This is a genomic window from Pseudomonas sp. RGB (assembly GCF_007713445.1).
GTDB lineage: Bacteria > Pseudomonadota > Gammaproteobacteria > Pseudomonadales > Pseudomonadaceae > Aquipseudomonas.
On sequence record NZ_VMSH01000018.1, the window covers coordinates 17,234 to 38,202 of the forward strand.

Consider the following 20,969-nt stretch of genomic DNA (forward strand, 5'->3'; position numbering starts at 1 on the left):
CAGTGTCCAACAGGTCCTACGATCATGCGCTTCGGAGCCCTCCTTCTGCTGCTGGCACTCACCGGCCCGACCTGGGCGGCGCAAATGGCCGTGGTCATGCCTAACGGCGCGGTGGTCTACAAGAAGGTCGAGAGCATCCGCGAGCGCAAGTTCGCCAACCTGGTGGAACAGAAAACCGACTTCAGCTGCGGCGCGGCCGCACTGGCGACCATCCTGCGACAAGCCTATTGGATGGACGTGGATGAAGACCACGTCATCAAGGGCATGCTGGTCAACGCCGACCAGAACCTGGTGCGCACCCAGGGCTTTTCGATGCTGGACATGAAGCGCTACCTGGAAAGCATCCACATGCGCGCCAAGGGCTACCGGATCACCCCGCAAGTACTGATCACCGTGAAAGTGCCGGTGGTGGTGTTGCTGGATATTCGTGGCTACAAGCATTTCGTGGTGTTGCAACGGGCCGACAACGACTGGGTGTACATCGGCGACCCCGTGCTGGGTAACAAGCGTTATGCCAAAGACGATTTCGTCAAAGGCTGGAACGGCATTGTGTTCGCGGTTATCGGCGAGGGCTACGACAAGGCCAACGCCCTGCTCACGCCGCCCAACCCACTGACCGCCAAGAGCCAACTGAACGAATTCAGCCCCGTACGCGACAGTGAATTGATGGACTTCGGTTTTATCCAGAGCGACTTCTTCTAGAAGCGCAATAAGGAGCAGGATGCTCCAGGAGCACACGATGAACACTCGAAGCTGGCTGACGGTCATGTGCCTGGCAGCCTCAGTACCTGCTTATGCTTCTTCGGCGTTCAAGCCGATCGAACTCAAGGACTCGGAAATGGCCGAGCTGCGTGGGCGTTATGTCATGCCGGGGCGGATTATCAGCTTCGGGATCGTCATGAGCAGCACCTGGACCAATGCCGCCGGTGCAACCGTTACCGGCACGGCCAATATGCAGGTCAGCTCAGCCACCGTGACCCCTCAGTTTTACGTGCAGGTGACCGGCAATGATGGCACCGGCGTCACCCAGCAACCACAAGGCACCGGCACGGTCATCGGCGGCGCAGGCCTGGGCACGGGCCAGGGCGTGACGCAAAGCGTGCGCGCAGCGGGCGACGGCAACACCGCCAGCAACGGCGTGGACATCAACGTCACCCAAAACGGCCTGGCGCCTGCCAACTACGTGCAATCAGGGCAGGCGCTGATGGCTGGCCAGCCGATCACCGGCGGCACCGCTGCCGGCCAGGTGACGGTCACGGCCAATAACGGCGGGCTGCAAATGGCGCTTCAGGCCAGTAACAACCAGGGCAATGCGGTGCAGCAAATCGGCGGCGGCAACGTCCTGCAAGGCACGGTCATCCAAGGCAACAGCAACTTTGTGAACAACATGACCCAACTCAATGTGGTGCTGGGCAACAACGGTCTGAACAACCTCACGCAAAACCTTAATCTCGATCAACTCAAAGGCCTACGCCCCTCCGGATATTGAACTACGCTGAGCCACGACACTTACGCATTAGAAAGGGACGGCTTATTTCATGCATCGATCGTTATCGTTACGTGCCGTGGTTTGCTTGAGTACGCTCTTGCCTGCATCAATGCTATACGCCGCGCCGGATGCCGACATTGAGACCTTGAAGCAGGAACTGCTGGAACTCAAACAACGCTATGAAGTGCAGCAAAAAGCACTGGCCGTACTGGAACAACGCGTACGGCAGGTAGAAGACCAACCCGCAACTCCCGCTCCCAAACGCTTGGCCAAATCCCCCGCCGACTTCCAGAAAGGCGGCACCACCGTGGCCGGTCATACGCCTGGCACAGGTGCGGCGGCCGCCTCGGGTGGCGCCGGCGGCGGCAGTTCCTACGGGCAAAGCCTCAAGGACGACTCGGCCCCGGCACAAAGCGTGAGCAACCTGTACAACGAAGCCAGCGGCTTTTTCGGTAACGGCAAGTTCAGCTTCGAAACCGGCCTTACCTATGCCCGCTACGATGCTCGCCAGCTCTCCCTCAACGGCTTTTTGGCCCTGGACTCCATCTTCCTGGGCAACATTAACCTGGACCGAATCAAATCCGACAGTTGGACCCTGGACCTGACCGGGCGCTACAACCTGGACAATCGCTGGCAGTTCGACTTGAACGTGCCGGTGGTGTACCGCGAGTCGACTTATCAGTCGGGCGGTGCCAACGGCGACTCCAATGCCACGTCTGAAGCGTCGGTGACCCGAGACCCGACCATCGGCGATGTCAACTTCGGTATTGCTTACAAGTTCCTGGATGAAAGCGCCAACCTGCCGGATGCAGTGGTGTCAGTGCGCGTCAAGGCCCCGACCGGCCAGGAGCCCTACGGCATCAAGCTGATCGAGCAAGCCAATAACAATAACCTTGCCGTGCCGGAAAGCCTGCCGACGGGCAACGGTGTGTGGTCGGTAACGCCAGGCATCTCCCTGGTGAAAACCTTCGATCCGGCGGTGCTGTTCGGCTCGCTGTCGTATACGCATAACTTCGAAGAGTCATTCGGCGATATCAGCCCTAACGTCAACCAGAAAGTCCCCGGCAAAATCAGCCTGGGCGACAGCTTCCAACTTGGCCTGGGGGTCGCCTTCGCCCTCAACGAGAAAATGAGCATGTCGTTTTCCGTGTCGGACCTGGTGCAGCGCAAAAGCAAGATCAAGCAAAACGGCCAGGACTGGCAGTCGGTGGTGTCCAGCGATGCCAACGCCGGTTATTTCAACGTGGGCATGACCATTGCCGCCTCGGAAAACCTGACCATCGTGCCGAACCTGTCGATCGGGATGACGGACGATGCGCCGGACTTTACCTTCAGCTTGAAATTCCCGTACTACTTTTAAGCCGCGCAAGGAAAAGCCCCGCAACGATAAGGGTCGTTGCGGGGCTTTCGTTTTACCCGCCCTAGCGGATCTGGTGTTTGTGCAGCAATCGGTAGAACGTCGGCCGGGAAACCCCCAGCACACGGGCTGCGACACTCAGGTTGTCGCTGTGCCGATTAAGCACATCGCACAGCGCCTGGCGTTCGGCGCGGTGCTTGTAATCTTCCAGTGTAGCCATCGGTGGCGCAATTGCCTGCTCGCCCAGCAAACCCAGGTCCGCCGCTTCGATCTGTCGTCCTTCGGCCAGCACCAGACCGCGGCGCACGCGATTGGCCAACTCGCGCACGTTGCCCGGCCAAGGGTGTTGCCCCATCGCTACCAGTGCATCCTCGCTGAAGCTGCGCGGGCGGCGCCCGGTTTCCTGACTGTAGAAGCGTGAAAAGTGGTTGGCCAGCATCGCTACATCGCCGTGGCGCTCACGCAAGGGCGCGGTGACCACCTGCAGCACATTCAGGCGGTAATACAGGTCTTCACGAAAGGTGCCCTTCTCAACCGCGGTTTCCAGGTCAACGTGGGTTGCCGCCAATACCCTTACATCCACGGGGATGGGTTGGCTGCCACCGACACGTTCGATTTGCTTCTCTTGCAAAAAGCGCAAGAGGTTGGCTTGCAGCTCCATCGGCAAATCACCGATTTCATCCAGAAACAACGTGCCACCGTGAGCCGCCTCAATGCGTCCGACCTTGCGCTGATGCGCGCCGGTAAACGCACCTTTTTCATGGCCGAACAGCTCGGACTGAATCAGGTGTTCGGGAATTGCACCGCAGTTGATGGCCACAAACGGCTTGGCGTGACGCTGGGATTTGCGGTGCAAGGTCTTGGCCACCAGCTCTTTACCGGTGCCGCTGTCACCGCGAATCAACACCGGCGATTCCGTAGGTGCCAGCTTGGCCAAAAGCTTGCGCAGTTCACGGATCGGCCGGCTGTCACCCAGCAATTCATGCTCGGGCTCATCGATCAGCGTCTGGCCTTTACCACGCAGGCGGGCCATGCCGAACGCACGCCCCAGCGTGACCTGCACGCGCGCCACGTCAAACGGCAAGGTGTGGAAGTCGAAAAACCACTCGCAGACGAAATCTCCGACATTTTGCAGGCGCAAAACGTCCTGGCTAAGCACCGCGATCCACTCGGTACCGCTGCGGCTGATCAACTCCTTGACCGCTTCCGGGCGCTCAAGGTGATAGGGCTGCAAGCGCAGCAGGCCAACGTCGCAAGACCGATCGCCGACGGTTCCAAGGGCGCAGCTGTCCACTTCCCATCCGGCGGCGCGCAGACCGGGCAGCAGTCCGTGGCAGTCATCACACGGATCGACCACAAGCAGACGACGCTGGACAGGTGTAACAACCATGACTATTCCTTGGCGCCAATATTATTAAAGTTATTTAGAAACAAAGGTTTGTGAGGCCTGGCGCTAACACTAGCAAGGTATTGACGCGCGCCTTGTACCATTTCGCTATAAGTGTTGGCAGAAAGCCACTGCTGAAGGTTTCCAAGTAAAAAATCGCCGCGCACAGAGACGTTCATTCAGCTTTCAAAACAGCCGCTTACCTGACGTTGATCACGGAAAGTTAAAATTTCTTGCTCTAGCATGTGACCCGTACCCCGCCGTCGAGCATCAGTACAAGTAACTCGCCGTCTGGCTCGCCCAACCGACGGCACTCACTTGAATGGGCATTAGAGAGAAGACTCACATGAACGCCCCGCTCCGCATCAACGAAGCTCTTTTGATCGCAGACCGTGCTTTTCAGCCCTTTCAGTGCGTGGCCTGGCACGATGGCAATGGCGCCCTCAGCCTGAGCGTCATCGACCGCACCAACACGCGTATTGGCAGCAAACAGCTGTCCTCGAGCGCCTATACCGACCCGGCTCAGTTGGAAGATTTGTTGTTACAGGCTCGCGCCGAACTCGACAAAGATGGTTATAAGTTGCAGTCCTGGGCAATGCCCAAGTAAGACAACACAGCAACTTCCGATCATTGCCCTCGTGTAAAAACAATGATCGGAAGTTCAGTCCATCCGCGTTGGCCAGTGATGGCGCTTATCGCGCCGCCAGAATAAACCGCTCTAACGCTTGTGCAGCACCATCCTCGACATTGCTGCCGGTGACGACGCTGGCCTGACGTTTGACGGCCTCTTCTGCCTGGCCCATGGCGATCGACAAACCGGCCACGTGAAACATCGCCGGGTCGTTGCCGCCGTCGCCAATGGCGGCTGTCTGCTCAAGCGGTACACCCAGGTGCGCAGCCAGGGCTTTCAAGGCATCACCCTTGTTGGCCTGCATCGCTGTTACGTCCAGGTAAATCGGTTGCGAACGCGACACATGGGCCAGCCCCTGAACCTTGGGCTGCAACTGCGCTTCCAGCGCGATCAGCAACTCAGCGTTGCGACTGGCCGCGACAATCTTGTCGACCCGATCCAGGTACGGCTCAAAACTCTCCACGACCAGTGGCCCATACCCCAGGCCAGCGGCTTCAACCGCCACCATCGGCCCGGGCGGGTCACGCCGCAGCCATTCGCCATCGGCAAACAGCCAGACTTCGACGTCCGGCTGCCCGGAGAACAGCGCCAACGTGACCAGCGCCGCCTCCGCCGGCAGATGGTGGGCCAGCAGCACGCTGCCATCGGGGTTGATCAACGTGCCGCCGTTAAAGCCTGCCACCGGCACATCGATGCCGAACGTTTCGATCATCTGCATCATGGCCTTGGGCGGCCGCCCGCTGGCCAGGCTGAAGAACACGCCGGCGTCGCGCATGGCGCGCACTGTATCAATGGTGCGCTGACTGGGCGTGTGGTCGGGACGCAGCAGCGTCCCGTCCATATCACTCAGGACAAATCGGATGGGATGGATCGCGGCATCATTCATCCCAGGCTATGCCAGGTACGGCCATCGCGGGCCAGCAAGGCATCGGCCGCTGCCGGACCATCTTCACCGGCCTTATAAGCCTGGATGCCATCGTCCTCTTTCCAGGCGTCAAGGAACGGCTGCACCGCACGCCAGCCGTTCTCGATGTTGTCAGCGCGCTGGAACAGGGTCTGGTCACCGGTCATGCAGTCGTAGATCAGGGTTTCGTAACCCGTCGACGGCTGCATCTCGAAAAAGTCTTTGTAGTCAAAACCCAATTCGATATTGGCCATCTCCAGGGTTGGCCCAGGCTTTTTGGCCAGCAGGTCGAACCACATGCCTTCATTGGGCTGGATCTGGATTTTAAGGTAGGTGGGCTTGAGCTCATCCACTTCGGTATCGCGGAACTGCGCATACGGCGCGTGCTTGAAGCAGATCACGATTTCGGTGTCGCGAATGCTCATGCGCTTGCCGGTGCGCAAGTAGAACGGCACACCGACCCAGCGCCAGTTGTCGATCATCACCTTGAGGGCAACGAACGTCTCGGTGCTGCTGTCGGGCGCGACGTTGGCTTCTTCGCGGTAGCCGGGAAGCGCCTTGCCGGCGATCTCGCCAGCGGTGTACTGGCCGCGTACCGAGTTGGCCCGCGCGTCTTCCAACGACCAGGGCCGGATGGCGCCGACGACCTTGGCCTTTTCACCACGCACCGCATCGGCACCAAACGCCGCCGGCGGCTCCATGGCTACCATTGCGAGCAACTGGAACAGGTGGTTGGGCACCATGTCGCGCAGGGTGCCGGTTTTTTCGAAGAAATTTCCGCGGGTTTCTACGCCGACGGTCTCGGCCGCGGTGATTTGCACGTGGTCGATGTAATGGTTGTTCCAGAACGCTTCAAACAGCACGTTGGAGAAACGGCTGATCAGAATGTTCTGCACCGTTTCCTTGCCCAGGTAATGGTCGATGCGGTAGATCTGCTTCTCGCTCATTACCTTGAGCAGGCACGCGTTCAGCGCTTCGGCGGTGGCGAGGTCGGAACCGAAGGGTTTTTCGATCACCACACGACGGAAGCCATCGTCGGTTTCATTAAGCAAGCCGGCGCTGCCCAGGCGCTGCACCACTTCACTGAAGAAGCGCGGCGCAGTCGCCAGGTAGAACACCGCGTTACCGGTGCCGCTGTCGGCGATCTTCTTGCCGATGTCGGCGTAGGTGCTGTCGTCGAGGAAATCGCCCTCGACGTAGCTGATGCCCTTGGCCAACTGAGCCCACAACTCTGGGTCGAGGGCGTTTTCGGCATTGCCCTTGACCTTGCTTGCGGCCTCGGTGCGGATGAAGTCCTCGAGTTTCTTGGCGAAGTCGGCATCACTGATGGCGTTGTGATCAACGCCCACAATGCGCAGGCCTTCGCCCAGCAGCCCGTCACGACTCAGGTTGTACAGCGCCGGCATGAGCAGGCGCTTGACCAGGTCGCCATGGGCGCCAAACAGAAAGAGTGTGGTGGGCGGAGCAGGTTCGGCTTTGGGTTTCTTGCCGTTGACGGTCATTTTTTGGAAGTCTCCACATGGCCGCCAAAGCCGAAGCGCATGGCAGACAGCATTTTGTCACCGTAAGTGCTCTGCTGACGGGAACGGAAGCGAGCGAACAACGAGGTGGACAGCACCGGTACCGGCACCGCTTGCTCCATGGCCGCTTCGATGGTCCAGCGGCCTTCGCCACTGTCGGCCACGGAACCTGAGTAGCCGTCGAGCTTTGGATCGGTGGCCAGGGCGTCGGCGGTCAGGTCCAGCAACCAGGACGAGACCACGCTGCCACGGCGCCAGACTTCGGCGATGTCGGCGACGTTGAGATCAAAGCGCTGATCTTCCGGCAGGTTTTCCGAGTTTTTGGTTTTGAGGATGTCGAAGCCTTCGGCGAAGGCCTGCATCATTCCGTACTCGATGCCGTTGTGAATCATCTTCACAAAGTGCCCGGAGCCCGCTGGACCCGCATGGATATAGCCATGCTCGGCACGGCTGTCAGCCGAGGCGGAACGGTCCTTGGTGCGAGGGATATTGCCCAGGCCCGGGGCCAGGCTGGCGAAGATCGGGTCGAGGCGCTGTACAGTCTCGGCGTCGCCACCGATCATCATGCAGTAGCCACGCTCCAGGCCCCAGACGCCGCCGGAGGTGCCGACGTCGACATAGTGCAGGCCTTTTTCCGACAGGGCTTTAGCGCGACGTACGTCGTCTTTATAGTTGGTGTTGCCGCCGTCGATGATCACATCACCGTCTTCAAGCAGCTCACTGAGTTCATTGATGGTGTTTTCGGTCGGGTCGCCTGCAGGCAGCATGACCCAGATGGCGCGAGGCTTTTGCAGCCCGGCTACCAAGGCCTTCAAGTCGGCAACGCCTGTGGCGCCCTCTTCGCTCAAGCTTTTGACGAATGCTTCGTTACGGTCGTATACAACGGTGGTATGCCCATTGAGCATCAGGCGCCGCGCAATGTTACCGCCCATGCGGCCTAGTCCGATAATCCCCAGTTGCATGTGCTGATGCTCCTAACTGCTAAATAAATGTGTGACATAGTTTATAGCGCAATGAGGCTAATGAGGGTTAGTCCAGAGCGGATCCTTGTAGTTTCATGACAAAAAAAGGCCATCGTTTCAGCATCACGGCCGTAAAAGTCACAACGACCATCAAAAATAAAAAAGTTCCATTGATTCAAAAAAGAATTCAGAATCGCTGCGACTGTTGCCGAGGACCTCGATTAAGCGTTCCGGCACCGCGATCTACCGGCTATTTGCGAGGTAAGCAATGAGCACAGCACAGACGATCCGCCCGCCACAGACCCTCTATGTCACCGTCCGTCGCGACGAACTGCGCCAGTTGAAAGACGAGCGCGATCAGCTGCAGCAGGAAGTCCTGCGCTTGCGCTCACACCTTCAGGCGCAAATCAATCAAACGTCCGGGCCTCAGCCCGCACTTTGCTGAACGTGAGCTGAACGAAGCGTTCAGGAATAACTCACGAAGTTTTCACATCCTCCTCCCGATACTCCCGCCGAATAGGGCCACCCACATGCGGTAGCCCTCTGCTGCGCGTATTCCTGCGCGGCAACTGGCAATTATCGGGTTGGAGCGCTGGATGGCGATGTTCAAACGCAGCACGAAGTCTGCGAAAGGCTTTGATTGGGCCGGCCTTGGCTGGTTGTTTCTGTTTTTCTGGTATTTCTCGGGTATTACCCAACTGCTGATCCAGCTGACCGGCACTTCCGGCTTCAGCGGATTTCGCCAAGCCTTCTTCCTGAGTGCGTTCTGGCTCGCGCCCATGCTGCTGTTCCCGCGCCGTACGCGCCTGCTCGCCGCCTTGATCGGCGTTGTGCTGTGGGCCTGCTCCATGGCCAGCCTGGGTTATTTCTTCATTTACCAGCAGGAATTTTCCCAAAGCGTCATCTTCATCATGTTCGAGTCGAACATCTCTGAAGCTGGCGAATACGCCACTCAATACTTTGCCTGGTGGATCGTGCTGGCGTTCATTGCCCACACTGCCCTGGCGATTTTCCTGTGGACCCGCCTGCGCCCGGTTTACCTGCCGCGCGGTCAGTCGATTCTCGCGGCCACCGCGATTGTCCTGGCGGTGGTCGGTTATCCATTGGTGAAACAGATTGCAACCAACCCCACCATGGAACTGGCCATCGATGGCTTCGAGTCGCGGGTAGAGCCCGCTGTGCCGTGGCAGATGATCGTCGCCTATCGCCGTTACACCGAGCAGCTGAACAGCATGCAAGGCATGCTCACGAGCGCCAGCCAGATCCCGCCCTTGAAGAACCTCAAGGACAGCATGGCCGGCCAGCCGTCGACCCTGGTACTGGTAATCGGTGAGTCCACCAACCGCCAGCGCATGAGCCTTTACGGCTACCCGCGCAATACCACGCCGGAACTGGACAAGCTGCGCGACCAGCTGGCAGTCTTCGACAACGTCATCACGCCGCGCCCTTACACGATTGAAGCGCTGCAACAGGTGCTGACCTTCGCCGACGAAGAAAACCCTGACCTGTACCTCAAAACGCCGTCGATTGTCAGCGTGATGAAACAGGCTGGCTACAAAACCTACTGGATCACCAACCAGCAGACGATGACCAAGCGCAACACCATGCTCACGACCTTTTCCGAACAGGCTGACGAGCAGGTGTACCTCAATAACAACCGCAACCAGAACGCCCGCCAGTACGACGGCGACGTGCTGGCACCGTTCGCCAAGGCCCTGGCCGACCCCACCGAGCGTAAGTTCATCGTGGTGCACCTGCTGGGCACCCACATGAGCTACCAGTACCGTTATCCGCCGACCTTTGACAAATTCACCGATCGTCAGGGCGTACCGCCAGGCATCAGCGACCAACAGTTGCCGACCTACAACAGCTACGACAACGCGGTGCTTTATAACGACTTCGTGGTGTCGAGCCTGATCAAGGACTACGCCAAAACCGACCCCAACGGCTTCCTGCTGTACCTGTCGGACCACGGCGAAGACGTATTCGACTCGGCCGGCCACGGCACGCTGGGGCGCAACGAAGGCAAGCCGACGGCACCGATGTACACCATTCCGTTCATGGCGTACGCCTCGCCGAAGTGGCGCGAAACCCACGACTGGAGTTTCGCCAGCGACCTGCAACGCCCTTACAGCAGCTCGCAACTGATTCACACCTGGGCGGACATGGCCGGGCTGAGCTTTGATGAATGGGACCGCAGCAAAAGCCTGGTCAATGACAGCTTCAAGGCGCGCCCGCGGATGATTGGCGACCCGTATATAGGCCAGAAAAAAGGCCTTATCGATTTCAGCTTGATCAAGCCGAAGAAGGTCGATGCCGCCGAAGTGGTGGTCAAGTAGTCACCGGCTTTGTAACACAAAGATAACAATCATTCTCGTTTGAGCCTAAAGTTCCCCCGCTCCTTTCGTCTTTGAGCCATGCCTTCCCTTTCCGGGATGGCATCGAAGACGACAAGGAGTCTGCTGCGATGTTCGCGCCTTTTACCCGTTCCATGACCCTCACCTTTGGCCTGTTCGGCGCCGTTGCAAGCCCGGAGCTGATGGCTGATACCGACCCCGAACACCTGCCGGCCAAAGCCTACGAACTGGGTGCGACCAGCATTACCGCCGAAGGCCTGGGCACCACCACCGAGCACACCGGGGCTTACACCACCGGCTCGATGAGCACCGCCACCAAGCTGAACCTGTCCATCAAGGAAACTCCGCAATCCATTTCGGTAATCAGCCGCCAGCAGATGGATGACTTCAATCTCAATACCCTCACCGATGCCTTGCGCCAGACCACCGGCGTTACGGTGCAGCACCTGGATTCGGACCGGGCGAGTTACTCTTCCCGCGGCTACTCGATCAGTAACTTCCAGATCGACGGCATGCTCAATACCTTTGGCCGCATGAAGTCCGACGCCGACACCATCATCTACGACCGCATCGAGGTTGTGCGCGGCGCCACCGGCCTGACGACCGGGGCGGGCGACCCTTCTGCCACCGTGAACATGATCCGCAAGCGCCCCACCACTGAGTGGCAAGCCAAAACCGGCGTCAGCGGTGCCAGCCATGACAACTACTACAGCTATATCGATGTAGGCGGCCCACTGGCGTTTGACGGGCGACTGCGTGGCCGTACCGTGCTGGCGTACCGTGACAGCCAGTCCTTTCGCGACAGCTATGCGATGCAACGGGAAGTGGGCTACGGCATCCTCGAAGCCGACCTGACGGACAACACCGTTGTCGCCGTGGGTTTGGACTACCAGAACAAGCATGTGCAGGGCAGCTCCTGGGGCACCCTGCCCTATTGGAACAGCGATGGCAGCAAGGCTCGGCTGTCGCGCTCCGCCAACCTGGCCACCGACTGGAGCTCCTGGCCGCTTAAAGACAAAACCACCTTTGCCTCCATCGAGCATAAGCTATCTGCAGACTGGCACCTGAAAGCTGCCTATACCCATCGCCAAAGCGACACGGACGGCAAGGTGTATTACGGCGGCGCCGGCTTCCCCAATCCGGATGGCAGCGGCATGACGGCCTGGACCAACCAGATGGTCGGCACATCGAAAATGGACGTGGTGGATTTGAATATCGCCGGTTCTTATTCACTGCTGGGGCGCGAGCATGAATTGATGGTCGGGTATGGCGAATCCGAACAGCGCGATACGGCGCCTTTTCAGCGCGTCAATAATCCCCAGGGCTACACGGACATCAAAGATTGGCGACACATGAGTGGCATCGCCAAGTTCCCGGACCGCACCACTGGCCTCAAGGGCGAGCACAGCAACCGAAAACAGAAGGCGGGTTACCTCGCCACACGCCTGAGCCTGACCGACCGGCTGCATGCCGTATTGGGCAGCCGCTATGGCAGTTGGGAAATCGAAAGCGTCTCACCTGAATACAACACCGATAACCAACTGACCCAATCCACTAAAACCCGCCAGACCCACAACGACATGTGGACGCCTTACGCTGGCCTGCTTTACGACCTCACACCCGAATACACCGTGTACGCCAGCTACACCGATATTTTCAACCCGCAAACCGCGCGGGATTCCAGCAAGAAGTATTTGGAGCCGGTGGTGGGCAGCAACTACGAAATAGGCCTCAAAGGCAGCCTGTTGAACGAACGCCTGAACCTGGCGACGGCGTATTTCTGGAGCACCCAGGATAACGTGGCCGAACTGGACAACAACGCCGCGCCGGACCCGGTCAGCCGCGAGCAGTTCTACACCGCCAGCGGCAAAGGCAACAAGGTGCAGGGCTTTGAAGTCGAGGTGTCAGGTGAAGTCATGCCGGACTGGAATCTGTCTGCGGGTTATACCTATACCCACTCGACGAACGGTGAGAAGCAGCGCAACAACACCAACCTGCCACTCAATCTGCTGAAAATCTCGACGGCCTATCGCCTGCCGGGTGAGTGGCGCGGGTTGAGGGTGGGCGGCGCGGTTAATTGGCAGAGCGATTTTTACGATTTCGCTGACCGACCGACAGGCGGCCGCGACGAGAACGGCTACCTGAACACCGAGAGCACCAAAATCACCCAACAGGCCTACACCGTGGTCAACCTGATGTCGCGCTACCAATTTGACGAACATGTTTCAGCGTCGCTTAACATTAACAATCTATTTGATAAAAAGTATTACGAACGTGTCGGCTTTTATAATGGTGTGTATTGGGGCGACCCGCGATCCGTCACGCTTGCGCTGGACTGGAAGCTTTAAATCGCTGACCCGAAGTTAACAAAATCGTTAACTTCGGGCCCCAAGCCGTTAATTCCCACTTAATAAGATCGCCCCACAATCGCCCCATGAATCTGATCACGGACGAGGCGGATATCGATCACACTTAATGGGGATACCTCTTATGAAACTTTCGACCTTGATGCTTGCCAGCCTGATGACCCTGACTTCCGTAGCCGCCTTCGCAGAAGGCGGTTCAGAGCGCTCGAAGGAGTTCTATAACAACTTCACCTTCATGCAACAGAAGACTCATGGCACCACTGACCAAACAGCGATTGCCGATGGCAAGAATGTAAAGACCCACACGGTTGAACAATCCAGTGAAGAGCCGCAACCCAACAGCTGATTTAATACTTAGTTAATCCGCATTACCCTGAGCCATCCCGCTCCGTTGGCAAAGGTTAACTTGGCGCCATTTAATGGCGCCTTTTTTTTTGCACGTTATTTATCAAAGCGCTTTGTTCCACAACAGCCTGCGCCCCTGTGCCGAATCAAAGATCCGAATCATCAAAACCAAACTCTCGATACGCCGCCTGTGCCACGTCATTACCCTCGAGCACTTCAAGGGTGATCTTGCAGCAACCACGCTGCCGGGCGATTTCCCTGACCTTTCGCAGCATTTTCTGACTCAGGCCCAGGCCTCGGCATGCACCGCATTGGTGTAGCTGGCTTGCAGCACCAGCGTGTCTGGGATGTCCATTTGCTTCCTCGATGATGCTCCGTGCGCGAAAAGACTCCGAAAAGACTCCTAGGTCCCGAAGCGCTGCAGTTGCATCTCCTGCAAGCGACTGAGCGTGCGGCGGAACGGAAACTCCAGGTAGCCTTCGGTGTAGAGGCTTTCCAGCGGCACCTGGGCTTCGATGTACAAGGGCACCTTGCGGTCATAGCACTCGTCCACCAGGGCGATAAAACGTCGCACACTGTCATCGTGCACCGACAACTGCGGCAGCTCGCGGTCACCGGCCACCACACGTTGGGCCGCGTCTTCGGTGCCGCGGGCAATCCTTGCCGGGCGTTGTTGTGCGCTCAAGCAGGGGACGTCGCCCAACAGGATGGCCGTGAAGCGATCACACAGCAGCATGAAGTCCATGGCGGCCAGCGGCCGCTCGCACAGCTCGGCGTAACGACACCAGAGCACCGTGTCGCAGGATTGCACCGCCACAATCGAGCGCAAGCCGACACTGATTGGCCCACTGCGCACCGCCTGCCCTGCGCTTAATTGCTTGAACAGCGTCGCGAGCGCATCCGGCTGGTTCACCCAATAGCGCTGCAGCCCCACGCCAGGATGCAAACGATGATCTTCGCCACCGTCTACCGCTACCACCTGCATATGCTGTTTGATCGCCTCGATGCCTGGCACAAACCGCTCGCGGTTGAAGCCGTCGGCGTAGAGCTGATCGGGCGGCTGATTGGACGTGCTGACCATCACCACGCCCTGATCAAACATGACCTGGAACAAACGGCCGAGAATGATCGCATCGCCAATGTCATTGACGAACAGTTCGTCAAAACACAGCACTCGCACTTGCTGACTCAGCTCGCGGGCCAACGCCTGCAGGGGGTCCTGGATACCTGTGAGTTGAAACAGACGCTGATGCACCCACCCCATGAAATGATGAAAATGCTGACGGCGTGCTGGCACCCGCAGGCTTTGATAGAACTGGTCCATCAACCAGGTCTTGCCCCGCCCCACCGGCCCCCATAGGTAAACACCGGTCACTGGCGAAAGGCCCTGGTGCAGGGCTTCGTGGCAGTGTTGCAGGGCTTCAACCGCCCGGCGCTGGGCCTCGTCTGGCACGAAACCGGGCTGGGTAGTGGCGTATTGATAAGCGGCGAGAGGCGAGTCGAAAGTCATGCGCGCCAGTATGACTTACACAGAGATATCCAGCCGCGAAATCTTGCCCTGCTCGTTCAGTCGAAAGGTGTAGCGCAGCTCCAGCGGGCTGCCGGGGAAATTACCGGAAACTGCATTGCTGACCAACACTTTGCCGGTGCGATGCTGCACGTTCAGCACTTCAACCCGAGGCTGATAACGACGCCCGGTGTCTTCCATCCAGCGCGCAATCGCGGCGGTGCCGACTTGATGCTCACCCTCATCAAACACATTGGCATCGTCGGCAAAACACTCGGCAATGGTTGAGGTGTTGCGAGTATTGGTCGCGGCGATGTAGGCCACAATCGCGGGTGCCAACTCAGGAATGGACATGGCGCAGCTCCTTTTTAATGATTTATGACGCCATGCTAAGCCAGGGTTGTGTCAGTTTTTGTCAGGAGTAAACGGCGCGGACTCGTTCTGCTCCATCAGCTTGCGCCAGGCTCGCAACAGGTCACTGCGTCGGCCAGGGTAGCGATCACCCTGAGCTTCGGCCGCGGCCACTCGGTCAGTGCGAAAGGTGCGATAAGCGCCGCGCAACTCGCACCACGCCACAATCACGCGCACATCATTGAGAAAACCCAGGGCTAGCGGCCAGATCAGGCGCTGGCTCTGGGTTTGGCTGGCGTCGGCGTAATCGATTTGCAGCTTGGCCTGGTTGCGGATCGCCTCGCGAAACACATTCAGCGGCACGCGATTTTCCGGGTAACCGAACCCCGGAGGGCCGGGCAACAGCGTGGGGTTGCGCAATGCCTCCTGGGCGGCGGGATCAAGCACATCGGCGATTTTCGCCAACGCATTGGCCGCGGCGCGGCTCAGCACGTCGTCGCCACGTTGGTCGACATAACGCAGGCCCAGCACGATCGCTTCGGTTTCCTCGGCGTTCAGCATTAATGGCGGCAGAAACAGCCCGCTGCGCAACACGTACCCTACTCCGGCCTCGCCAAAAATCGGTGCCCCCAGCGCTGTCAATTCAGCGATATCGCGATAAAGCGTGCGCTCGGACACCTCCAGTTGCGCCGCCAGTACGGCGGCCGTCACCGGGCGTTTCTTGCCCCGCAGGGCCTGCAACAAGGTCAGCAATCGTGTGGTACGCGACACGTCAAACCCATCGAGAAAGGAACAAGTACCGAAGCTTAACAGAGCCTCCTGTCAGAAAACGTCAGCAGTAAAAAAGCCCCTTGACCGAAAAAATTACGAGGATCATATTAAATACATGTTTCAAGACATGTAAAAAACCACCCCCACAGGAGTCTTTGTATGCGCAATACAGTCTTTGGTCGCCGCAGCGGCCTGCAGGTATCGGAACTGGCCCTGGGCACCGGTAATTTCGGCACAGGTTGGGGCCATGGCGCCGAGCGCGACGAAGCCAAACAGATCTTCGATGGCTACCTCGAAGCAGGAGGCAACTTCCTGGATACCGCCAACGGCTACCAGTTCGGCCAGGCCGAAAAGCTGCTGGGGGAATTTATCGCCGCCGAGCGCGACAACCTGGTGGTCGCCACCAAATACAGCCTGCGCACCCAGCCGTCCGATGAGGGCACGCTCAAGCTCGGTAACAACCGCAAAAACATGGTGCGTGCCGTCGAGGAGAGTCTCAAGCGCTTGAACACCGACCGCATCGACCTGCTCTGGGCGCACATGAGCGATAACGTCACGCCGATGGAAGAGATCCTGCGCGGCTTCGATGACTTGGTGCGTGCCGGCAAGATCCACTACGCCGGCCTCTCCAACTTTCCAGCCTGGCGTATCGCCCGCGCGGATCTGTTGGCCGAAGTGCGCAGCTTTGCGCCGATCATCGGCGTCCAGGTGGAATACAGCCTGGCCGAGCGCAGCGCCGACCGCGAGTTGCTGCCGATGGCCGAAGCGTTGGGCCTGGGCGCCACGCTGTGGTCGCCGTTGGGCGGTGGTTTCCTCACCGGCAAATACCGTGAAACGCAGGACGACAACCGCGCCAACAAACTGGGCATGCTGATCCACTCGGAAAAGAGCGCCCGCGAAACCGCCGTACTCGACACCCTGCTGGCAGTCGCCGGCGAACTCAACGCCAGCCCAACCCACGTCGCCATTGCCTGGCTGCGCGAAAAAGCCCGCCGCTCGACCACAGCGCTGATCCCGATCCTCGGCTCTCGCACCCGCGCGCAGCTCGATGCAACCCTGGGTGCGATGAACGTGCAACTGTCGGCCGAACAAGTGACCCGCCTGGATGGCGCCAGCGCTCTGCCGCTGGGCGTTCCGCACGCAATCATTGCCGAGCGTTTCCCTACCGACACCGGCTTGGACGCCCCTCGCCCACCCGTTATCTGAGGCGAAAAAAAACGGCCTGCTCAGGCCGTTTTTTTCAATCGCAGACCTTACGCAAGGCTCTTGCTGACCACCTCGAATACGTCGCTGGACAGCTCACCGGAGGCACGAATGCGCTCCAGTTCCGCCTTCATCAGCGCCTGGCGCGCGCCGTCGTATTTGCGCCAGCGCGTCAACGGCGCCAACTGGCGCGAAGCGATCTGCGGGTTGAACCCGTTCAACTGGATCACCAAATCGGCCAGGAAACGATAGCCCGAGCCATCGGCGGCGTGGAAGTTGATCAGGTTCTGCCCGGCAAACGCGCCGACCAGCGCCCGCACTTTGTTCGGGTTCTTGATGTTGAACGCCGGGTGCTCCATCAATGCCCTGACGCGCGCCAGGCCGCCCGGCAAGGTACTGCCGGCCTGCACGCTGAACCATTGGTCCATGACCAGCGGGTTGTCCTTGAAGTTCTCGGCAAACACCGCCAACGCCTGCGCCTTTTCCGCCTCAAACGGCGAGTTGACCAGCACCGCCAGCGCCGTCAGGCGCTCAGTCATGTTGTCGCTGGTGTCGAACTGGTCCAGCGTCGCCGCCAGCACTTCCTGCTTGCCGCTGAGCATCAGGTACGACAGCGCAATGTTCTGCAGGGCGCGACGGGCAAAGTGCTCGGCCGCGGCCACGTAAGGTGTCTGCTTGGACAGCTCGCGGTTCGCCTGGTAGCGCAGCCACAGCGACTCGTAGAGGTTGTCGGCCAGTTGCTTGCGCGCATACTCACGGGCGGCGTGAATCGCGTCCACATCCGCCACTTCACTGATTTCAGTCAGGTAGGCCTCGCTTGGCAGCGAGAGCATCTCGGCGACCATCGCCTGGTCCAGGCTTTCATCGCTCAACACCGTGCGCAGCGCGTCGATCAGCCGTTGATCCAGCTTCAGCGGCTGACCCGCTTGATGCTGACCGATCAGCTCCTGCAACACTTGCACCGACAGTTGCTGGCCGGCATCCCAGCGATTGAACCCGTCGCTGTCGTGCTGCATCAGGAACATCAGCTGGTCGCGGTTGTACGGGAAGCTCAGTTTCACCGGCGCCGAGAAGCCGCGCAGCAACGACGGCAGCGGCTGTTCGGCGATATCGACGAAAGTGAAGGTCTGCTCGGCTTCGGTCACCGAAATCACTCGGGACGTGGCGCCAGCGCTGGCCTCACCGGCCAGGCGCAAGGCAATACCGGCGCCCTTCGCGTCCAGCAGGCCCAGCGCCACAGGGATCACAAACGGCAGTTTTTCAACTTTGTCCGGGGTTTGCGGGCAGCTTTGACGGAAGGTCAGGCTGTAGGTCTTGGCAGCGGCGTCGTAGGACTCGCTCACCGCCAGACGCGGTGTACCGGCCTGGCTGTACCAGCGTTTGAACTGGCTCAGGTCCGCGCCGTTGGCGTCTTCCATGGCCTTGATGAAGTCGTCGCACGTCACGGCCTGGCCGTCGTGGCGCTCGAAATAGAGGTCACTGCCCTTACGGAAGCCTTCAGCGCCGAGCAAGGTGTGGATCATGCCGACCACTTCCGAGCCCTTTTCGTACACGGTCAGGGTGTAGAAGTTGGAGATTTCGATGAAGCTGTCCGGGCGCACGGCGTGGGCCATGGGGCCTGCGTCTTCAGCGAACTGGTGAGTGCGCAGGTACGCCACGTCCTGGATGCGCTTGACCGTGGCCGAGTTCATGTCGGCGGAGAAGCCGGAATCACGGAACACCGTGAAGCCTTCCTTCAACGACAGCTGGAACCAGTCGCGGCAGGTCACGCGGTTACCCGACCAGTTGTGGAAGTATTCGTGGGCCACGATCGCCTCAACCCGCTGGTGCGCGGCGTCAGTGGCGGTTTCGGCGCGCGCCAGCACGGCGCTGGAGTTGAAGATATTGAGGCCCTTGTTCTCCATGGCGCCCATGTTGAAGTCGTTGACCGCCACGATCATGAAAATGTCGAGATCGTACTCGCGGCCGTAGGTCTCTTCGTCCCAGCGCATGGATTTTTTCAGGCTGTTCATGGCGTGCTGGCATTTGTCGATGTTTTCCGGCTCGACGTAGATGCGCAGCGCCACTTCACGATTGGTCATGGTGGTGAAGGTGTCTTCGACGCACCACAAATCACCGGCCACCAGCGCGAACAGGTAGGCCGGTTTCTTGAACGGGTCTTCCCAGGTCGCCCAGTGGCGCCCATCTTCACCCGGGCCGCTGGCAATCGGGTTGCCGTTGGACAGCAGCACCGGGTAGCTGTGTTGCTCGGCGATCACCGTGGTGGTGAAGGTGCTCATCACGTCAGGGCGGTCGAGGTAGTAAGTGATCTTGCGGAAGCCTTCGGCCTCGCACTGGGTGCAGAACATGCCGCTGGATTTGTACAGGCCTTCCAGCGCGGTGTTGGTTTCCGGGTGGATGCGCACGCTGGTGTCGACCGTGAAGGTCTCGCGGGTCGGGTGCAGGGTCAGGTGGCTGTCGGTCAACTGGTAGTCGGCTTCGCTCAGCTCACGGTCGCCCAGGTTGACGGTCAGCAGTTCAAGCTGCTGGCCATCGAGCACCAGCGGCGGCAGGCCCGCACCACGCTCGGGGTTGCGGCGCATCACCAGCTGCGCGTGGACCAGGCTGTGGTCCTCGAACAACTCGAAGGTCAGGTGCGTCTCTTCGATCAGGTAGTCCGGCGCCTGATAGTCCTTCAGGTAAATCATCTTCGGTTGTTCGGTGCGCATGGGTGGCATCCTTTTACTGATGCACGGCGAGCTGGTAGGCCGTGTACTTACGAATGTTGATAACGCCGGTGTCGAAGATCAGGTATTGGCCCTTGATCCCCAACAACGTGCCTTCGGCAATCGGGTTCTTGTCCAGGTTGAAGCTGACGATCTTGGTCGGATACTGCTCGACCGGGTAGCGGATTTCGATCGGCTCAATGTCGGCAATCGTTTGGATGGCCTGCAGGCCAAAGCGTTCCCGCAAACTCAGCAGGCCTTCGGCGCACGAGGCAAACAGCGCATCACGCACTTCGGTCAGGTTCACCGCCACCGCATCGCCCTTGAGCAGCGCGCGCCAGTTGGTCTTGTCGGCCACCTGGCTGCGGAACAGGTCTTCGACGAAGCCCGATTGCTGGCGGGTCGCCACGCGCATGATCGGCAGCGCCTGGCTGGCGCCCTGGTCCAGCCAACGTGTCGGCAGCTGGGTGGCGCGGGTGATGCCGACCTTGATGCCAGACGAATTGGCCAGGTAGACCACGTGGTCGGTCATGCAGAATTGCTCGCCCCAGCCCGGATCACGGCAGGTGCCGGCGTCGTAATGGCAACGCTCGGGGCTCATGATGCACAGGTCGCACTGGGCCAGTTTGGTCATGCACGGGTAGCAATAACCCTGGCTGAAACTGGTTTTGGTCTTGCGGCCGCAATGGCTGCAATGGATGGCGCCGAGGTATTCCAGGCGCACGTGCGTGCCGATCAACGGATTGACCGGCACCTCGGTATCGCCCAGGCGAAACGCGTATTGAACGGTCGGCTCACCGAGTTGCGCCGACATTTTGCTGACTGCACCGCGACCAATTTCAATCAATGGATCGCATCCGACTTGAACAGAATGTTCGGCACCGGTGCCGACTTCGATGCGCATTCCTGCGGGCCCATGTAGCCGGTGCGCTGCTCTTCGGGCAGGTTCTGGATTTCCCAGGCGATCACCGCTTGCAGCGACAACTCACGCTGCTCGGCGGTGAGCTTGCGGCCGTCGGACCACTTGCCGATTTCCACGGCGAGCTTGAGGCTCTCGTAGATGTCCGGGGTGATGTTTTCGATCATTTCAGCAAAAGAGGACATAAGGCTCTTC

19 protein-coding genes and 1 pseudogene are annotated in these 20,969 nt (G+C 59.4%); 9 read left to right on the plus strand and 11 right to left on the minus strand.

What is annotated here, in order from left to right:
• The first annotated feature begins 24 nt into the window (after positions 1-24).
• Genes FPT15_RS26050 through FPT15_RS26060 form a run of 3 tightly spaced genes read left to right on the plus strand, consistent with a single transcriptional unit; the run spans position 25 to position 2,849 of the window.
• Positions 25-702, plus strand: a complete 678-nt coding sequence (locus FPT15_RS26050; protein WP_145165701.1) for a C39 family peptidase — start codon at positions 25-27, stop codon at positions 700-702.
• 37 nt (positions 703-739) lie between these two features.
• Complete coding sequence (locus FPT15_RS26055; RefSeq protein ID WP_145165702.1) at positions 740-1,489, plus strand: hypothetical protein; 750 nt, start codon at positions 740-742, stop codon at positions 1,487-1,489.
• Between the two features lie 49 nt (positions 1,490-1,538).
• Positions 1,539-2,849, plus strand: coding sequence for a transporter (locus FPT15_RS26060; protein ID WP_145165703.1), 1,311 nt, complete (start codon positions 1,539-1,541; stop codon positions 2,847-2,849).
• Positions 2,850-2,910: 61 nt separating this feature from the next.
• Here FPT15_RS26060 and FPT15_RS26065 read toward each other — a convergent pair whose 3' ends face one another.
• Positions 2,911-4,236: a sigma-54 dependent transcriptional regulator gene (locus FPT15_RS26065; protein ID WP_145165704.1), complete on the minus strand. Its 1,326-nt coding sequence runs from the start codon at positions 4,234-4,236 to the stop codon at positions 2,911-2,913.
• A 343-nt stretch (positions 4,237-4,579) separates the two neighbouring features.
• Between FPT15_RS26065 and FPT15_RS26070 the strand changes: the two genes are divergently transcribed.
• Positions 4,580-4,840, plus strand: a complete 261-nt coding sequence (locus FPT15_RS26070) for a hypothetical protein (protein WP_106579746.1) — start codon at positions 4,580-4,582, stop codon at positions 4,838-4,840.
• Between the two features lie 85 nt (positions 4,841-4,925).
• Here FPT15_RS26070 and FPT15_RS26075 read toward each other — a convergent pair whose 3' ends face one another.
• Genes FPT15_RS26075 through gnd form a run of 3 tightly spaced genes read right to left on the minus strand, consistent with a single transcriptional unit; the run spans position 4,926 to position 8,250 of the window.
• On the minus strand, positions 4,926-5,750 hold the full coding sequence (locus tag FPT15_RS26075) for an HAD family hydrolase (protein WP_145165705.1): 825 nt from the start codon (positions 5,748-5,750) through the stop codon (positions 4,926-4,928).
• Entirely contained in the window at positions 5,747-7,270 is a 1,524-nt protein-coding gene (zwf, locus tag FPT15_RS26080; RefSeq protein ID WP_145165706.1) for a glucose-6-phosphate dehydrogenase, read from the minus strand. The genes FPT15_RS26075 and zwf overlap by 4 nt, the downstream gene beginning before the upstream one ends.
• On the minus strand, positions 7,267-8,250 hold the full coding sequence (gene gnd / locus FPT15_RS26085; protein WP_145165707.1) for a phosphogluconate dehydrogenase (NAD(+)-dependent, decarboxylating): 984 nt from the start codon (positions 8,248-8,250) through the stop codon (positions 7,267-7,269). The genes zwf and gnd overlap by 4 nt, the downstream gene beginning before the upstream one ends.
• Before the next feature lie 268 nt (positions 8,251-8,518).
• Here gnd and FPT15_RS29870 point away from each other — a divergent pair, with 268 nt between their 5' ends.
• From FPT15_RS29870 to FPT15_RS26100, 4 genes are all read left to right on the plus strand, one after another.
• The gene (locus FPT15_RS29870) at positions 8,519-8,695 is read left to right on the plus strand and encodes a DUF6026 family protein (protein ID WP_164487944.1); all 177 of its coding nucleotides are present in this window, start codon (positions 8,519-8,521) and stop codon (positions 8,693-8,695) included.
• A gap of 151 nt (positions 8,696-8,846) precedes the next feature.
• Positions 8,847-10,589: a phosphoethanolamine transferase CptA gene (locus FPT15_RS26090; RefSeq protein ID WP_124417718.1), complete on the plus strand. Its 1,743-nt coding sequence runs from the start codon at positions 8,847-8,849 to the stop codon at positions 10,587-10,589.
• 128 nt (positions 10,590-10,717) lie between these two features.
• Positions 10,718-12,955, plus strand: a complete 2,238-nt coding sequence (locus tag FPT15_RS26095) for a TonB-dependent siderophore receptor (protein ID WP_145165708.1) — start codon at positions 10,718-10,720, stop codon at positions 12,953-12,955.
• 142 nt (positions 12,956-13,097) lie between these two features.
• Entirely contained in the window at positions 13,098-13,319 is a 222-nt protein-coding gene (locus FPT15_RS26100; protein WP_145165709.1) for a hypothetical protein, read from the plus strand.
• Positions 13,320-13,421: 102 nt separating this feature from the next.
• Here the strand turns inward: FPT15_RS26100 and FPT15_RS26105 are convergent.
• The 4 genes and pseudogenes from FPT15_RS26105 to FPT15_RS26120 all read right to left on the minus strand — a co-directional run.
• Positions 13,422-13,617, minus strand: a pseudogene (locus FPT15_RS26105) (GNAT family N-acetyltransferase); the annotation flags it as partial.
• A gap of 104 nt (positions 13,618-13,721) precedes the next feature.
• A complete protein-coding gene (gene zapE / locus FPT15_RS26110; RefSeq protein WP_145165710.1) occupies positions 13,722-14,828 on the minus strand; it encodes a cell division protein ZapE in 1,107 nt (368 codons plus the stop codon).
• Between the two features lie 15 nt (positions 14,829-14,843).
• Positions 14,844-15,179, minus strand: coding sequence for a nuclear transport factor 2 family protein (locus FPT15_RS26115; protein ID WP_145165711.1), 336 nt, complete (start codon positions 15,177-15,179; stop codon positions 14,844-14,846).
• Positions 15,180-15,230: 51 nt separating this feature from the next.
• Positions 15,231-15,947 (minus strand): YafY family protein, encoded by a 717-nt coding sequence (locus FPT15_RS26120; protein WP_145165712.1) that lies wholly within the window; start codon positions 15,945-15,947, stop codon positions 15,231-15,233.
• 159 nt (positions 15,948-16,106) lie between these two features.
• Here FPT15_RS26120 and FPT15_RS26125 point away from each other — a divergent pair, with 159 nt between their 5' ends.
• Positions 16,107-17,153: an aldo/keto reductase gene (locus FPT15_RS26125; RefSeq protein ID WP_145165713.1), complete on the plus strand. Its 1,047-nt coding sequence runs from the start codon at positions 16,107-16,109 to the stop codon at positions 17,151-17,153.
• A 47-nt stretch (positions 17,154-17,200) separates the two neighbouring features.
• Here the strand turns inward: FPT15_RS26125 and pepN are convergent, their stop codons facing one another.
• From pepN to FPT15_RS26140, 3 genes are read right to left on the minus strand one after another with little or no spacing between them, the layout of a single operon-like run.
• Positions 17,201-19,858: an aminopeptidase N gene (pepN, locus tag FPT15_RS26130; protein WP_145165714.1), complete on the minus strand. Its 2,658-nt coding sequence runs from the start codon at positions 19,856-19,858 to the stop codon at positions 17,201-17,203.
• Between the two features lie 13 nt (positions 19,859-19,871).
• On the minus strand, positions 19,872-20,702 hold the full coding sequence (locus tag FPT15_RS26135) for a DUF2797 domain-containing protein (RefSeq protein WP_145165715.1): 831 nt from the start codon (positions 20,700-20,702) through the stop codon (positions 19,872-19,874).
• Positions 20,699-20,959, minus strand: a complete 261-nt coding sequence (locus FPT15_RS26140; RefSeq protein WP_017138108.1) for a YeaC family protein — start codon at positions 20,957-20,959, stop codon at positions 20,699-20,701. Before FPT15_RS26140 ends, FPT15_RS26135 begins: the two co-directional genes overlap by 4 nt.
• Between the last annotated feature and the right edge of the window lie 10 nt (positions 20,960-20,969).